At 61.8% G+C, this 15,124-nt stretch carries 15 protein-coding genes and 1 other RNA gene; 11 read left to right on the plus strand and 5 right to left on the minus strand.

What is annotated here, in order from left to right:
* Positions 1-6 precede the first annotated feature (6 nt).
* The 8 genes from gspL to B9Z52_RS05785 all read left to right on the plus strand — a co-directional run bounded on the left by gspL (position 7) and on the right by B9Z52_RS05785 (position 9,240).
* Entirely contained in the window at positions 7-1,239 is a 1,233-nt protein-coding gene (gene gspL / locus B9Z52_RS05750; RefSeq protein WP_108412882.1) for a type II secretion system protein GspL, read from the plus strand.
* Positions 1,236-1,817, plus strand: a complete 582-nt coding sequence (gene gspM, locus B9Z52_RS05755; RefSeq protein ID WP_108412883.1) for a type II secretion system protein GspM — start codon at positions 1,236-1,238, stop codon at positions 1,815-1,817. The genes gspL and gspM overlap by 4 nt, the downstream gene beginning before the upstream one ends.
* Positions 1,817-2,701, plus strand: coding sequence for a type II secretion system protein N (gene gspN, locus B9Z52_RS05760; RefSeq protein WP_369907861.1), 885 nt, complete (start codon positions 1,817-1,819; stop codon positions 2,699-2,701). The genes gspM and gspN overlap by 1 nt, the downstream gene beginning before the upstream one ends.
* Positions 2,702-2,714: 13 nt before the next feature.
* Positions 2,715-4,796 (plus strand): type II secretion system secretin GspD, encoded by a 2,082-nt coding sequence (gspD, locus tag B9Z52_RS05765; RefSeq protein ID WP_108413006.1) that lies wholly within the window; start codon positions 2,715-2,717, stop codon positions 4,794-4,796.
* 7 nt (positions 4,797-4,803) lie between these two features.
* Positions 4,804-6,225: a GspE/PulE family protein gene (locus B9Z52_RS05770; RefSeq protein ID WP_108412884.1), complete on the plus strand. Its 1,422-nt coding sequence runs from the start codon at positions 4,804-4,806 to the stop codon at positions 6,223-6,225.
* 78 nt (positions 6,226-6,303) lie between these two features.
* Positions 6,304-7,071 (plus strand): MipA/OmpV family protein, encoded by a 768-nt coding sequence (locus B9Z52_RS05775; RefSeq protein ID WP_146182793.1) that lies wholly within the window; start codon positions 6,304-6,306, stop codon positions 7,069-7,071.
* 9 nt (positions 7,072-7,080) lie between these two features.
* Positions 7,081-8,319 carry a type II secretion system inner membrane protein GspF gene (gene gspF, locus B9Z52_RS05780; protein ID WP_108412886.1) on the plus strand — a complete coding sequence of 413 codons (1,239 nt, stop codon included), beginning with the start codon at positions 7,081-7,083 and terminating at the stop codon, positions 8,317-8,319.
* A gap of 15 nt (positions 8,320-8,334) precedes the next feature.
* Entirely contained in the window at positions 8,335-9,240 is a 906-nt protein-coding gene (locus B9Z52_RS05785) for a 5'-nucleotidase (RefSeq protein ID WP_108412887.1), read from the plus strand.
* A gap of 30 nt (positions 9,241-9,270) precedes the next feature.
* Here the strand turns inward: B9Z52_RS05785 and B9Z52_RS05790 are convergent, their stop codons facing one another.
* Genes B9Z52_RS05790 through B9Z52_RS05800 form a run of 3 tightly spaced genes read right to left on the minus strand, consistent with a single transcriptional unit; the run spans position 9,271 to position 11,746 of the window.
* Entirely contained in the window at positions 9,271-9,924 is a 654-nt protein-coding gene (locus tag B9Z52_RS05790; protein WP_108412888.1) for a hypothetical protein, read from the minus strand.
* 3 nt (positions 9,925-9,927) lie between these two features.
* Positions 9,928-10,626, minus strand: a complete 699-nt coding sequence (locus tag B9Z52_RS05795) for a DUF305 domain-containing protein (protein ID WP_158270511.1) — start codon at positions 10,624-10,626, stop codon at positions 9,928-9,930.
* A 10-nt stretch (positions 10,627-10,636) separates the two neighbouring features.
* On the minus strand, positions 10,637-11,746 hold the full coding sequence (locus B9Z52_RS05800) for an LVIVD repeat-containing protein (RefSeq protein ID WP_146182794.1): 1,110 nt from the start codon (positions 11,744-11,746) through the stop codon (positions 10,637-10,639).
* 298 nt (positions 11,747-12,044) lie between these two features.
* Between B9Z52_RS05800 and B9Z52_RS17590 the strand changes: the two genes are divergently transcribed.
* Together B9Z52_RS17590 and B9Z52_RS18275 are read left to right on the plus strand one after the other, a co-directional pair.
* On the plus strand, positions 12,045-12,239 hold the full coding sequence (locus B9Z52_RS17590) for a hypothetical protein (protein WP_146182795.1): 195 nt from the start codon (positions 12,045-12,047) through the stop codon (positions 12,237-12,239).
* Positions 12,240-12,396: 157 nt separating this feature from the next.
* Positions 12,397-12,540, plus strand: coding sequence for a 5'-nucleotidase (locus B9Z52_RS18275; protein WP_108412891.1), 144 nt, complete (start codon positions 12,397-12,399; stop codon positions 12,538-12,540).
* A gap of 22 nt (positions 12,541-12,562) precedes the next feature.
* Here the strand turns inward: B9Z52_RS18275 and B9Z52_RS05810 are convergent, their stop codons facing one another.
* Positions 12,563-13,468, minus strand: a complete 906-nt coding sequence (locus B9Z52_RS05810; protein WP_233251832.1) for a DMT family transporter — start codon at positions 13,466-13,468, stop codon at positions 12,563-12,565.
* Between the two features lie 156 nt (positions 13,469-13,624).
* Positions 13,625-13,954, minus strand: an RNA gene (gene rnpB, locus B9Z52_RS05815) — RNase P RNA component class A.
* Positions 13,955-14,055: 101 nt separating this feature from the next.
* Between rnpB and cysK the strand changes: the two genes are divergently transcribed.
* Positions 14,056-14,973 (plus strand): cysteine synthase A, encoded by a 918-nt coding sequence (gene cysK / locus B9Z52_RS05820; protein WP_108412893.1) that lies wholly within the window; start codon positions 14,056-14,058, stop codon positions 14,971-14,973.
* The last annotated feature ends 151 nt before the right edge of the window (positions 14,974-15,124 follow it).

Here is a 15,124-nt window from a genome sequence, read left to right on the forward strand (position 1 = left end):
ACGCTCATGCGAACCTTGATCATTCAACTGCCCATTGGCATGCCTGGTGCCACCACGGTGTATGCGCATGCATGGGCGCAAACCGATGCCCCATCGGCCTTGCTGAACGTGCAATGGGCGCAAAGCCCTTTGCTACCCCGCACCGATCGGCAGACCGAAGTCGTGGCCTTGGTGCCCGCCTTGGCTTTGTCCTGGCACCGTGTTTCGCTGCCGGCCGGGCTGCACAAACAGACTTCACGCCTGCAAGCCGCTCTGCAAGGACTACTGGAAGACGCTCTGCTCGACGACCCAGCGCAGCTGCACCTGGCCTTGCAAGCCCAATGGAAAAACACCGAACAGCCCTGGGTGGCCGCCTGTGACCGCGCTTGGCTGAGCGCCCAGCTGCAGGCCTTGGAGTCGGCTGGCATCACGGTGCACCGCATCGTGCCCGAGTTTGCCCCCGTGGGCGCGGCGCTGCACATCACGGCCATCGGCCCGGCCGATGAAGGCTGGCTGTGGCTGCAGCAGGCCGATCGCGGCGTGTGGGGCCTGCCCATGGCCAGTGTACTGACGGCCCAAGATGTGCTCAGCGACGAGGACAGCGCAAATGCCAACCTGAGCGCCGAGCCAGGGGTGGTGACCTGGGTGTCCGAACGCTTGGGTCTGAAGGCACCCATGGTGGTGCCCAAGCAGCATTGGCTGCAGGCCCTGGACACAGGCTGGGATTTGGCGCAGTTTGAGTTTCAAGCCAACGCCCGTGCGCGACGCCTGAAAAACTGGCAACGCAGCACCAGCCACCTGTGGCACAGCCGCGACTGGCGTCCGGCCCGCTGGGGATTGGGCGTGTTGCTGGCCAGCCAATTGCTGGGGCTCAATGTGTGGGCCTACAAAACACGCGCCGACTGGCAAGCCCAGCAAAGCAGCTGGGCACAGATGCTGCGTGAGACCTTTCCCCAAACCCTGGTGGTGGTGGATGCGCCTTTGCAAATGACCCGCGAAGTGGACAGGCTGCGCCAAGGCTCGGGCCAACTGAGCGCGCCCGACATGCAAACCATGCTTGGCGCACTGGGGCAATGCTGGCCCGCTAGCACGGCTACCCCCTTGCAGTTTCAATTTGAGCCGGGCCATCTGCGCCTGCCTGAGCTGAGCTTGAGCGTCAGTGCGCAACAAGCTCTAGAAAAAGCGCTGGCCGCACAAGGCTATGCTTGGCGCACCGACGGCACAACCGGGGTCATGACCACCAAAGAGGGGCAACCATGAACACCTGGCACAAGCAACTTCAGGCCGCTGCAGCCCCACTGCGCACCGCTCTCAGCGCCGCCTGGGCCCAGCGCAGCGTACGCGAACGCCAACTGCTGAGCCTGGTTGCCGTGGTCTTGGCCCTGGCCGCTGTCTGGCGCATCGCTCTGGCCCCGGCCCTGAACACATGGCACGAAGCCCCCGCCCGCCAAGCCGCACTCGACCGCCAAAGCGCCCAAATGCGCCAACTGCAAGCCCAGGCCCAAAGCCTTAAAAAACCTTCGGCCGTCACCCGCGCTGACGCCTTACAGTGGCTCGAACGTAACCTCGCAAGCCTAGGCACCGACGCCAAGCTCAGTCTGCAAGGTGAGCGCGCCAGCGTGAGCCTGCAAGCCACCCCCGCCGATGGCCTGGCCCTCTGGCTGCAACAAGCCCGCGAACACGCCCAAGCCCTGCCCGTACAGGCACAGCTGCGACAAACCACCTCGCCCGCAGCGCCCAAGCTTGGTCCGGCATCCCCTGCGGCCAAGGCTTCCGATGCCCCTGCCAGCAGCAGTGCTGTGCGCTGGAGCGGCACCGTGGTTCTGAGCCTGCCTTGATGCGCCCTGTCGTGATGCAAACCGCCCTGCCCCGCCCGGACTTGAAGCGCTCGGCCTTGAAGGGTCCAACCTGGCGCTCAGGCCCGCTCCCGTCTGCTGCCCCGGCACGCAGCCCTTGGCGCCCGGCCGTCTGGGGCGCGTGCCTAGGCCTGTGCCTGGCGCTGCTGGTGTGGGCACCCGCTCGCTGGCTGGCCTGGGGCGTTGGCCAAGCCAGCCAAGGACAAATTCAGCTGCAACAAGCTCGGGGCACGGTCTGGCAAGGCTCGGCCCAGTTGGCGCTCAGTGGCGGGGCAGGCAGCCGCGACGCTCAGGCCTTGCCTGGGCGCTTGGAATGGCAAATTTCACCCCAATGGGGTGCTTTAAATCTGCAATTTTTAGCCAACTGCTGCATGCAGCAACCCGCCAGCGCACGGCTGCAAGCGGGCCTGGCCACGCTGCAGCTGCAGTTGAACGACCACACCTCGACATGGCCTGCCGCTTTGCTGTCGGGCTTGGGTGCCCCTTGGAACACCTTGCAAGCGGGCGGACAATTGCAGCTGCGCAGCCAATCCCTGCACCTGCACTGGGTGGCCGGCCGTTTTCACTTGCAAGGCCTGGCCGAACTCGACGCCTTGAACATGTCCTCCAAACTCAGTACCCTGCAACCCATGGGCAGTTACCGCATCCAGCTGCGGGGCACGCCCGAAGGCTCGGCCACGCCCGACCTGCAGCTGAGCACCCTGCAAGGTCCCTTGCAACTGCAAGGCCAGGGCCAATGGGTGGGCCAGCGGCTGCGCTTTAGTGGCGAAGCCAGTGCCCAAGAAGGCAGCGAGGCCGCCTTGTCCAATTTGCTCAACATCATCGGCCGCCGTCAGGGCGCGCGCAGCCTGCTTTCACTGGGATAAACCCATGCACCACATGCCACCTTTCACCATCCGCTCATTGCACACACTTTGGACAGCCGCCGTGCTTTCCTGGGCCTGCCTGGGCACGCCCGCCGGGGCACAAACCGCCAAGCCGATCAATCCCAAAGAGCCAGTGACGCTGAACTTTCAAAACGCCGAAATCGACGCCGTGGCCCGCACCCTGGCCACTTTGTCAGGGCACAACGTGGTGGTAGACCCGCGTGTCAAGGGCACGATGACGCTGTCGAGCACTGTGCCCGTGCCCCCGGCGCAGGCGCTGCGCCTGTTTACCAGCCAGCTGCGCACCCAGGGCTTTGCCGTGGTGGAGTCGGCCGGTCTTTACACCGTGCTGCCCGAAGCCGAAGCCAAGCTGCAAAGCGCCAGCGTGTCGGCCGGTGCCGTGCTCGCCAGCAGCGGCCAGATCGTGACGCAAATCTTTCGGCTGAACCACGAAAACGCCAACAACTTGGTGCCCGTGCTGCGTCCGCTGATCAGCCCCAACAACACCATCAACGTGAACCCCGGCACCAACGCCTTGGTGATCACCGACTATGGCGACAACCTGCAACGCCTGGGCCGCATCATTGCCGCGCTCGATGTGGCCAACGCCACCGGGGTCGAGGTGATTCGCCTGCAACACGGCATCGCTCCAGATGTGGCCACGCTGGTGCAGCGTCTGCTGGATTCAGGGGCCGCAACAGGCGCTCCGGCCACGCCCGGCCAAGCCGACACCGGCTTCAAGACCACGGTGCTGGCCGAAGTGCGCACCAACAGCTTGATCGTGCGGGCGGCCAACCCGGCTCGTCTGGCGCTCACGCGCAGCCTGATCGAACAACTCGACCAACCCAACGCCAGCGGTGCCAACGCAGCCAGCGGCAACATCCATGTGGTGTACCTGAAGAACGCCGACGCCACCAAACTGGCCACCACACTGCGCGCTGCCATCAGCTCCAGCGCCAGCGGGGCAGGCAGCACGTCAGGCATTGCACCCAGCTCAGGGCCTTCCAGCATGCCTGCGGGAGCAGGGGCGGCAGCAGGCACAAGCGTCAGCGCACAGCCATCCACCGGTGGCCAGATCCAAGCGGACCCCGCCACCAACGCGCTCATCATCACCGCGCCCGAGCCACAATACCGCCAGTTGCGCAGCGTCATCGACATGCTCGACCAGCGCCGCGCCCAGGTGTTTGTGGAAAGCCTGATCGCCGAAGTCAGCGCCGACAAGGCCGCCGAGTTTGGCGTGCAGTGGATGAGCGGCACCGGCACCAACGGCAGCGCGGTGGGTTTGCTGGGCACCAACTTTTCAGTGGGGGGCACCAATTTGCTGACGCTGGCGGCCAATGCGGCCACGGGCAAATACAGCGCCTCCACCGGGCTCAACGTGGCCGTGGGGCAGCAGCGCAACGGGGTGCTGGCGCTCGGGGCGCTGGCCCGTTTTCTGCAAAGTGAAGGCGACGCCAACGTGCTGTCCACGCCCAATTTGCTGACCTTGGACAACGAAGAGGCCAAGATCGTGATCGGTCAAAACGTGCCCTTTGTGACCGGCCAATACACCGCCAACAACAGCACCAATGGCGCGGTCAACCCCTTCCAAACCATTGAACGCAAGGACGTGGGCCTGACGCTGCGGGTCAAGCCGCAAATCAGCGAAAACGGCACGGTGAAGATGCAGATCTTCCAGGAAGTCAGCAGCATCGACAGCAAGAGCTCGTCCACGGCGGGCTTGATCACCAACAAGCGTTCGATTGAATCGAGTGTGCTGGTCGAAGACGGCTCGATTGTGGTGCTGGGCGGTTTGCTGCAAGACGACACCAGCAACAGCCAGGAAAAAGTGCCCGGCCTGGGGGATTTGCCCTTTTTTGGCAACCTGTTCAAGTCTGAAGCGCGCAGCCGCAAGAAAACCAACCTCATGGTTTTCCTGCGCCCGGTGGTGGTGCGCGACGGTGCAGCCACCGAAGCCTTGTCCCTTGGCCGCTATGAGCAAATGCGCTTGAACCAGCAAAGCGTGCAACCGGCCGCCAGCGGCGCCTTGCCCATCTCGGGCGCGGCCGTGCTGCCCGCCTTGCCTGTGCCTGCGCCAGCCAGCCAAAAGCCCTGAGCCCGGTATGCGTTACCCCCTGCCCTACGCGTTTGCCCGCGCGCACCAGTTGTTGCTTGAAGACGACGGTCAAGGCCTGACCCTGTGGCTGTGCCCGGACAGCGAGCGCCAAGCACTGTCCGAAGTCACCCGCAAATTCGGCCCAGCATCTGCCCAGCCGCTGGCCCTGCACTTGCAGCACAGCACGCTGTCCGAGGTGAGCCGACGCATCCACCAAGCCTATTCCGGCGGCCAGGCCCACAGCAGCTCGACAGCGGCGGCCGTGGTCAATGAGGTCGAGTCCGAGGCCGACCTCTCGCGCATGATGCAGGACCTGCCCGCCGTGGAAGACCTGCTGGAGGCCAGCGACGACGCGCCCATCATCCGCATGCTCAACGCCTTGCTCACCCAGGCCGCACGCGACGGGGCCAGCGACATCCACATCGAGCCGTATGAACGCCATTCGAGTGTGCGCTTTCGCATCGACGGCACGCTGCGCGAGGTGGTACAACCGAACAGGGCGCTGCATGCCGCACTGATCTCGCGACTGAAAATCATGGCCGAACTCGACATCGCCGAAAAACGACTGCCACAAGACGGCCGCATCAGCCTGCGCTTGGGTTCCCGCGCGGTCGATGTGCGTGTGTCCACCCTGCCCAGCGCCCATGGCGAACGGGCCGTGTTGCGTTTGCTCGACAAAAGTGAAGCGCGTTTGACACTGGAAGCCGTGGGCATGCAGGGCCGCGTCTTGCAGCAAATTGACCAATTGATCCACCAGCCGCATGGCATTTTGTTGGTCACAGGCCCCACCGGCTCGGGCAAAACCACCAGCCTGTATGCCGCGCTGCAGCGGCTGGACGCCACGCGCAACAACATCATGACGGTGGAAGACCCCATCGAATACGAGCTGCCCGGCGTGGGGCAAACGCAGGTCAACGCCAAAATCGACCTGACGTTTGCCAAAGCCTTGCGCGCCATCCTGCGGCAAGACCCGGACGTGATCATGATCGGCGAGATCCGCGATTTTGAAACTGCGCAAATCGCCATACAGGCATCGCTGACTGGCCACCTGGTGCTGGCCACGCTGCACACCAACGACGCGGCCAGCGCCGTCAACCGCCTGATCGACATGGGTGTGGAACCCTTTTTGCTGAGCTCATCGCTGCTGGGCGTGCTGGCCCAGCGCCTGGTGCGCCAGCGTTGCAAGGCCTGCGCAGGCCAAGGTTGCGATGCCTGTGGCCACACCGGCTATGCGGGGCGCACCGGCATTTTCGAGCTGCTGGTGGCGACCGATGAGATCCGCGCACAAATCCACCAGCGGGCTGCCGAAGCCGAGTTGCGAGTCACCGCACTGAGCCAAGGCATGGTGCTCATGCGAGACGACGGTCGTCGCTTGGTCGATTCTGGCGTCACCACGGCCGAAGAACTGCTGCGTGTCACGCGCGATTGAATTGGCACGATGAAAGACCTTCCCCATGCCCACGGCTTGGCCCTTGGTCAGCGATTCGCATGGGGTTTGGCCTTTTGCATGACTCTGAACGCATGGGCACAAGAGGCCGCACCGAGCACATCGGTGACCAACGCACTGGCCCCGATGGCCGAGACTTGGACTTACAGCATAGGCCTGAGCACCGACATACAGCATCTGAACCAGCCAGGCAGCATGAAATTGCGCCCCAGCTTGGGCTTGCGCTACGGGCGTTGGCGAATCGGACAAACCGATGGATCAGACTGGCACCGCTTTGGCCAAGTGCTGCAAGACAACAACCTGACCTATGACTTGCAAAAGGACGCCAAATGGAGCGCTTCATTGTCAGGCAACATCATCAACTTGGACAACGACAGCCATTTTGATACGTTCAAGTCCGGCCGAAAAACCCTGCGGGCCAAAGCCGGACTGGACTACCGCCTCACCAAGCTCTGGTCAGTCGGTCTGATCGCCACGCAAGACCTGTTCATGCGCGGCGATGGCACTGCGTGGTCCCCTGTGCTGACCTACCGACACCCCCTGACAGACCGCAGCACCTTGATGATCAGTCAATCCATGACCTGGGGCAGCGCCTCGCATTGGCAAACCCAGCAACACCTTGCGCCGGATGGCCCCAGCCACTTCGGCACTGGCTGGGGGGGTCTGGGAACCCAGTTGGCTTACCGGCAAAAACTGTCCGCGCATTGGGCATTTTTTGGCCAACTTGCCGCACAGCGCACACTCCAGCCGATTTTCCCGTCTACCCTGTATTCCACGCTTGAATGGACCTACTCGGGTCAACTGGGCGTGGTGTACTTCGAGCATTGAGCGCCTGACATGCCTGCTTACCGTTTTGAAGCCCTGCAAGCCGATGGCATCACGCGCAAAGGCGTGATTGAAGCCGACAGCCAGAAAGCTGCGCGCAGCCAACTGCGCAACCAGTCACTGGTGCCACTGGCGGTCGAGGCCATCGCCGCCACATCAGGGGATGCCCACAGCAAGCAGTTGCCTTGGTGGCAACGGCCCATTGGCCACTCACGGGTCTTCAGCACCAGCGAACGTGCCGTCTGGACACGCCAACTGGCCGGACTGGTGAGCAGCGGCCTGTCGATCGAACGCGCCCTGTCGGCCCTGACGGATGAAGCCGAAGACGAAAAACAAGGCCAGCTGATGGCCGCCATCCGGGCGGAAGTCAATGCAGGCAGCAGCTTGGGGCGTGCACTGGCCCAACACCGTGGCGAATTTCCCGCCATTGACCTGGCTGTCATCGCCGCGGGCGAACAAAGCGGTCACCTCGGTCAGGTGCTGGAGCAACTGGCCGATGACCTCGAAGCGCAGCAAGTCCTGCGCGCCAAACTGTTGGGCGCGGCACTTTACCCTGCCATCGTGAGTCTGGTGGCGTTGGCCATCGTGGTGTTTCTGATGACCTCGGTCGTGCCCCAGGTGGCAGGGGTATTTGCAGGCACCAAACACCAATTGCCCACGCTCACCGTGGCCATGCTGGCCATCAGCGATGCAGTGCGCCAGTGGGGCTGGCTTTTATTGCTCATGCTCGCCACGGGCATTGCAGGTTTTCGCATGGCCTTGCGCCAAAGTGAATTTCGCTTGCGCTTTGACGCGGTCTGGCTGCGCATGCCGATCGTGGGCCGCCTGGCCCGTGGTTACAACAGCGCCCGCTTTGCCTCCACGTTGGGCATGCTCACGGCAGCGGGGGTGCCCATCCTCAAGGCCTTGCAGGCCGCGGCCGACACCTTGTCCAACCAAGCCTTGCGCGCCGATGCGCTCGAAGCCCTGGTGCGTGTGCGCGAAGGCGCGCCTTTGGGCACGGCCTTGGCGCAACATGCCCGCTTTCCGGGTTTGCTCAGCATGTTTGCCAAACTGGGCGAACAAACCGGCCAGCTGCCAGTCATGCTGCAACGCGCCGCCCAACAACTGTCGGCCGAGGTGCAGCGCCGCGCCATGGCCCTGGCCACCATCCTGGAGCCTTTGCTGATCGTCGCCATGGGCGGCATGGTCATGCTGATCGTACTGGCCGTCCTGATGCCCATCATGGAACTGAACCAATGGGTCAAATGACCCGAAGGAGTCCACATGCCCGTCACACTTGAAGGCCAATTGGTCGTGGCGATTTCGTCACGGGCCCTGTTCGATTTTGAAGAAGAAAACAAAATCTTCGAGCAGGGCGATGACCGGGCGTACATGAAGCTCCAACTCGACCGGCTAGAAGAGCCTGCTCGCCCCGGCGTGGCTTTTTCCTTGGTGCGCAAGCTGCTGGCCTTCAACGATGCCCAGGCCCAGCGCGTGGAGGTGGTGATCCTCTCGCGCAATGACCCGGTCTCCGGCATGCGGGTGTTCCGCTCGGCGCAGCACTACGGCTTGCCCATCCAGCGCGGGAGCTTCACGCGCGGACAACCACCCTGGCGTTACCTCAAGCCGCTCAACGCCAACCTGTTTTTGTCTACCCACCTGTCCGATGTACGGGCCGCGCTGGGTGCGGGCGTGCCTGCGGCGCAGGTGTACCCACACTCGGCGCGGGCGTCCGAAGCGCACCCGCAAGAAGTCCGCATCGCTTTCGACGGTGATGCGGTGCTGTTCTCGGATGAAGCGGAGCGCGTGTTCCAGGCCGAAGGCTTGTCGGCTTTTCAAAAGCACGAAAGCGACAAAGCGACCCAACCCTTGTTGGCCGGGCCCTTCAAGCCCCTGCTGGCAGCGCTGCAACGGCTGCAGCAAGAGGGCACACCGGCCATGCGCATCCGCACCGCGCTCGTCACAGCGCGCAGCGCGCCCGCGCACGAGCGCGCCATTCGCACCCTGATGAACTGGAACATCGAAGTAGACGAAGCCATGTTCCTGGGAGGCCTTCCCAAAGGCGAATTTTTACGCGAGTTTGAACCGGATTTTTTCTTTGATGACCAGACCGGCCACATCGAATCGGCGGCACGCCATGTGCCCTCGGGGCACGTGGCCTCGGGGGTGAGCAACACACCCAATACCTGATCACCGTTCAGCGCGTGTCGGCCACACGCATCACGGCGAGGGTGTTGAAGAGCTCTGGTCGCGCAGGCCTGACGACCCTCGCTGATCTTGCAGGCCGCGCGCCAACTGCTCAAGCTGCGCTTGGTCTTCTGCAAAGAAAGCCTGTGCCCACTCAGGGCCCAAGAGCGAGCGGGCCTGACGGAAAAAGTCCAACCGTGAAACGATCCATTGGTCCGCGGTCAAGGCTTTCAGATCCAACTGGTTTTGCATGGTTTCGTCCCATATCAGCAAATTCAGGTAGTTGTCCCAAATCTGAACCACCGCCTGCACGCCCTCTGGGCTGAGGTCGTGCATGGCCAGTGCCTGCACCGTATTGCGCATGTCCGACCATGCTTGCGTCGTCCGTTGCGCCAACAGCTGATCAAAGCGCCTGCGCAAATCGCTGTCGGGACGCAGCTGTCCCCGTTCAAACTGCCCCCATCGGCCTGACCGCAAGGGTTGCGCGGCAAGCACTGCCAGCCCCTTCTCGCCCTGCCCCCCATTGGCCAGCAAGGCCTGATCCGCAGCTGACGGCACAGCCATAGACAGTGCCAAAGGCGCTGTCACGGACTCATCGGGCTGGGACGCTGTATAAAACGCCCCCCACAGGCACAGACCGGTCAGCGCCAAGCCAAGCACCCACCAGGCATAAAAGCGTTCGTTCATGAATCAACGGCCCTGATGGTTCTGCATATCCAAACCATCGCGTCGCGCCAGAGTGAGCAGCTGCACCGATTCCTGCACTTGGTCTCGCAGCATGCTGGCCGCAAAGCTGCGAAAACGACTGGTCTCCGCATGGTCTGCAGCAAAGCGGGTCATCACGATCGCTGCGGCATGGTGCCGGATCATCAATTCCAACCAAAGGTGCTGGAACGCAACGCCCGTGGCCTGCTGCAATCGGCTGAGCTCATCTAGCGTGGCCATACCTGGCATTTGGTCGGGATGGGCCTGACAAGCCAAGATGAATTTGTCGTACTCCGGGATATGCTGGCCCAGGCGGGCGTATCGGTCAGCCATCCATCCCATCATCGGTGCGCCTGATGCCTGTGCTGTTTGTGTTTCGGCCATCGTCCACGCGTGCATCATGCCCATTTCCAGACTTTGGCCCCGGATGATTTTCAAAGAGGTGGCCTGGATATCTGGTGATCCTTTGACGGCACCCAACAAAGCCAAGTTCACAGCCTGGTTGTGGTGCACACCCATGTCGCGCATGAAACCGGTGGCCACGGCGGGCTGGACCGGATCATGTACACGCTCAAGCGCCCACCAAGCGACAGCAGCCGTCAGCCACAAGCCCACTGCGGCGATGGCTAAAACCCGCCAAAGGCGGTGCACGCCGCCCGCTTGGCCGGTGGTCAGGAATCTCACGACAACACGCTCACGGCCGCTTGAGCTGCAGCACCATGAAGCCATTGTCGGTGCAGGATACCCAGATTTGATCGCCCTTCCAACGTGGAATTGAGGTGCAAAAATCGGCGGTGAAGTTGGCTTTCCCAAGTGCCTGACTCATATCCAGCAAACCCACATCGACATCAGACAACAGCGGCTGCTCAACGGGCAGGTTGTGTGCGGAACCGACCAGCATGGCATTTTTTCCTGTCTGTGCAGGTGGGTTGAAGTAAGCGACTTCTCTCGGTTTTTGAGGATCCGCAATGTCAAACACGCGCACGCCCGACTGGAAAAAAGTGCAAGCCAATAAGGATGGATCTTTGTCTTTGTCGGGTGTGCAGTAGTGAGACTCATAGCCAAAACCGCCTGTTTTCGCCAACTCCTTTGTTCGGGTGACTTTGTGCTCGGGTAACTGTATCGACAGTCGGATGTGCGTCACCACTTTGGGATTACGATCATCTGCGATGTCGATCAAACGCACACCACCCGAGCGACTTTCATCCGTATAAATCAAATACGGGCGAGTGCCATACATCACCGGGTGTGGGCGCTGACCGATGAACCCATCTTTCCAGAACAGACTGCTCACAGGGGTGATCTGCTTGTTCAGCTTGCGGTCCTGAATGGCGCTGACATCCAGCACCAGCAAGCCAGCGATCCCGTCCGTGGTCATGTACAACCGTCGCCCATCCGGACTGAAGGACATGCCATGAACCACGGGGGCCCCTGCCCAGCCATGATAAATCGTCACAGGTCTGGCTGGGTTGCTGACATCGATAGCGCTGACCGTGCCGCTGATAAAGCCCGTCGTCCAGTAAGTCTTGCTATCCGGCGACCATTCGCCCTCATGGCCGATGTTCAGAACCAAGGATGACTCATTCGGGTTGAGCAATTGCTTGTTGAGCAATTTAGGGTTGGTGCAATCGCGGATGTCGTAGAGGTCAAACTTGTTGAAATCGATTGTGGCACCGCCGGAGACGGCGGCCAACATCGCGCCGTCGGGGCTGATGCGCAAAGACTCCCATGTGCCCGAACGGGCGGCGCGGGTGGCCAATGTACGCACATAACGGGGTTTGGCTGGATCGCTGAAGTCGATCACTTGGATGCCACTTTGGGCATGCGTCCCGCCGGTGGTGCCATGCCAACTGGTGGGCATGTAGGCGCAGCGACCGTTGGAAGCCGATACCCAGTCGCTGCCCACCCCCTGGTATTGACCCACCAAGGCCATGTTGCACTGGTAACCCTGAGCACTGCGCCCGCTTTGCCGATCGGCCAGGGAGACTTGCCCTTGCAGACCCGTTTCGGGCCGCGAGCCGGGCCCACACTGCGCCCGAGTCACAGCCACCGGGGGCGGGGCCTTGTATGCGTTGAGCCCAGCCCAACTGAGCGGAGGCACTTTGGACATCAACAAATCCATCAGCGCCGCGAATCCAGAACCATCCTGTGCACTGACCGGCGCGGCAACCATCAATGAAGCCATCATTAAACCCGTCAGCCCGTGCTTTATTTTCCGAAACATCATGACCAGCGTCTCCTCCAGATGTCCGGATTATGCGCATTTAAAAAATATACTTAAAAAGTATTTTTCATGATTAAAGTTTCATTAAGTTCATAAAAAAATTTACAAAATACCATTGCCGCGCGCAATCTTGACCCCACCCCACAAAATCACGAACACCCCCGCTGGAGGGACTGGTTGGGCACACGGTCAAACACCTGCCAAACGAGCAGCGACGCCTAGCCCAACGCGTGGAGCTGGACGAAGCGATGTTCCTTTGCGGCCTGCACCAAGGAGAATTTTTGCTGAAATTCGGGCTGGATTTGTTATTTGACGAACCGACCACTCACATCGAATCGGCAGCACACCATGCGCCCGCCAGACCCTTGGCCTAGGGCCTCTCCAGCGGCCAACGCCTCAGTCGGGCAAGGCCACGGGCCTGCGGCCTTCGCGGCGGGCAATCCACACCGTAGCACCCAAGATGACCGCTGCACCCAACCAGGTGGATTGGCTGGGTACATCGCCAAAGATCAGCCAGCCCAGCAGGGAAGCCCAGACCAAGTCCAAAAAGCGCAAGGACTGGGTGGCCGAGATGTCGGCAATGGCAAAGGCACGCGTCAGGCAATAATGCGCCATGCTGCCGAATGTGCCCGTCAAGAAAAATCCAAACCACTGCCACGGCGTCGGTGTTTGCCAGTGCGGCAAAGCCATGGGCAGGCTCAGCACCGTCACGGTGATGGCTTGCCACAACACGATCACGCCGGGCTTTTCATAACGGGTCAGCGCCTTGGTGATCAGGAACGAGGCCGCAAACACCGGCGCAGACGCCAGCATCACCAGGTTGTACCAACCGCCACTGCCCGACATCTTGGGCAACACCACCACCAGCACACCGGCAAAACCGATCATGGCCGCGATCCAGCGGTCACGCCGCATGGTCTCGCCCAGAAACCAAGCGGCCCCCAGCATGATGAAGATCGGTCCGGTGAACCCAATCGCCGTCATGTCGGCCAAGGGAATTTGCGGCAGTGCTGTGAACCACAAAATCAGGCCCACGGTGTGTACAGCGCCGCGCCAGAACTGCCCACGGATATTGACCGGTTTGTAAGTGCGCCAACCATCGCGATACACCCAGGGCAGCATCACCAGCATGCCCATCAGATAGCGTAGAAATTGGGTTTCATAGGCGTCCAATTGCATGGACAGGCCCCGCGCCACCGTGTTGAGCAAGGAAAACAAAATGCCACCCGCGACCATCCACAGCATGCCGCGCACAGGCGCAGGCCAAGATGCCAGCCGCCGCCGCCCGCGTCGATGGGCCATGGAGACCCTCTGTGGGGCAGAAAAGAAACGCTTGCGTGCTTTCATGCAAGCGACAGTCGGGAATGTTGGATCACCGGCCCATGATAGGAGAAGCTGCTGCTTGCGCCAGTCGCTTGCGTTACCGCCTTATGGGGCGCAAATGCAAGACCGTGAAAAGTGTGAAGCTCGCCGATAAGCCGGATTCTGTGCACAGCGGTTGCCCGCTGTGTGACCGCCATTACTCTGGGCCGGGAGTCGCCCACCCGGCTCGATGCTACCTACCCGCCAACTCTGCGGAACCACATCAACGTTGGCCTACTTGGTATTGCTGCGCGTAGAGATTGCCCGTTTCACCCGAACCAGGTTGCGCCGGTTCGACTCGTCTCTGTTGCTCTGATCCTCACCTCACGGTGGAGAGGCGTTACCTCCTACGCTGTCCTGTGCAGTCCGGACGTTCCTCCAGTGCACCCTTTCGGGCATTGCACCAGCGGCGGTCTGGCGAGCTTCACCACCTGATTATCACCTGTGGGCATAAGCTCATGCCGCAAAAGGTCTGAACTTTCACGCACAATGTTTTTTTCAGCGTTTTTTCACACGGAGACCCGATCATGAAAGCCCACAACATCCTCGCCACCATTGGCAACACCCCCCATGTGCGCATCCAACGCCTGTTTGGCGTCGGTGCCAATGTGTGGGTCAAGTCTGAGCGCAGCAACCCCGGCGGCTCGGTCAAGGACCGCATCGCACTGGCCATGATCGAAGACGCCGAGACATCCGGTGCCTTGAAGCCCGGTGGCACCATCATCGAACCCACCTCGGGCAACACCGGCATCGGCCTGGCCATGGTGGCGGCCGTCAAAGGCTACAAGCTGGTGCTGGTCATGCCCGACAGCATGAGCATTGAGCGCCGCCGCCTGATGCTGGCCTACGGCGCGAGCTTTGACCTCACCCCCCGCGAAAAAGGCATGAAGGGCGCGATCGCCCGCGCCGAAGAGCTGGTGGCCAGCACACCCGGAGCCTGGATGCCCCAGCAGTTTGAGAACCCCGCCAACATCGAGGTGCACGTGCGCACCACCGCACAAGAGATCCTGGCCGACTTCCCCGAAGGCATCGACGCCCTCATCACTGGCGTGGGCACCGGGGGCCACTTGACTGGCGTTGCTCGCGTGCTCAAGGCCAAGTACCCGAACCTCAAAGTGTTCGCGGTCGAGCCTACCGCTTCGCCCGTCATCTCGGGCGGCGCGCCTGCTCCCCACCCCATCCAGGGCATTGGTGCGGGCTTCATCCCCAAGAACCTCGACACAACATTGCTTGATGGCGTGATCCAGGTCGATGCAGAGGATGCCCGTGAGTACGCCCGCCGCTCGGCCCGCGAAGAAGGTCTGCTGGTCGGCATCTCGTCGGGTGCCACCTTGGCTGCGATTGCACAAAAACTGCCCGAACTGCCAGCGGGTGCCACCGTGCTGGGCTTCAACTACGATACGGGCGAGCGCTATTTGTCAATCGAGGGCTTTTTGCCTGCTTAAGACGGTCGTCCTGCCACTGCCTCGCAGTGGCAGGACGACTCGGTCAAACGAGATTCTTGGCATGCGCTGCATCCTCAACACACCTCAAGAACAGATGCAAAAGTCGGATTTTTCTCGTTGTACCCATTCTTCCATGGGCTGGCACACTGTT

The sequence above is a fragment of the Limnohabitans sp. Jir72 genome, from assembly GCF_003063575.1.
In the GTDB taxonomy this organism is placed as follows: Bacteria; Pseudomonadota; Gammaproteobacteria; order Burkholderiales; family Burkholderiaceae_C; genus Limnohabitans_A.

Bases quoted from the DNA above. Each gene is read 5' to 3' on its own strand.
- B9Z52_RS05775 (WP_146182793.1), top strand. From the start codon at position 6,304: ATGACTCTGAACGCATGGGCACAAGAGGCCGCACCGAGCACATCGGTG.
- gspD (WP_108413006.1), top strand. From the start codon at position 2,715: ATGCCACCTTTCACCATCCGCTCATTGCACACACTTTGGACAGCCGCC.
- B9Z52_RS05785 (WP_108412887.1), top strand. From the start codon at position 8,335: ATGCCCGTCACACTTGAAGGCCAATTGGTCGTGGCGATTTCGTCACGG.
- gspF (WP_108412886.1), top strand. From the start codon at position 7,081: ATGCCTGCTTACCGTTTTGAAGCCCTGCAAGCCGATGGCATCACGCGC.
- cysK (WP_108412893.1), top strand. From the start codon at position 14,056: ATGAAAGCCCACAACATCCTCGCCACCATTGGCAACACCCCCCATGTG.
- gspM (WP_108412883.1), top strand. From the start codon at position 1,236: ATGAACACCTGGCACAAGCAACTTCAGGCCGCTGCAGCCCCACTGCGC.
- B9Z52_RS05810 (WP_233251832.1), bottom strand. From the start codon at position 13,468: ATGGCCCATCGACGCGGGCGGCGGCGGCTGGCATCTTGGCCTGCGCCT.
- B9Z52_RS05770 (WP_108412884.1), top strand. From the start codon at position 4,804: ATGCGTTACCCCCTGCCCTACGCGTTTGCCCGCGCGCACCAGTTGTTG.
- gspL (WP_108412882.1), top strand. From the start codon at position 7: ATGCGAACCTTGATCATTCAACTGCCCATTGGCATGCCTGGTGCCACC.
- gspN (WP_369907861.1), top strand. From the start codon at position 1,817: ATGCGCCCTGTCGTGATGCAAACCGCCCTGCCCCGCCCGGACTTGAAG.
- B9Z52_RS05790 (WP_108412888.1), bottom strand. From the start codon at position 9,924: ATGAACGAACGCTTTTATGCCTGGTGGGTGCTTGGCTTGGCGCTGACC.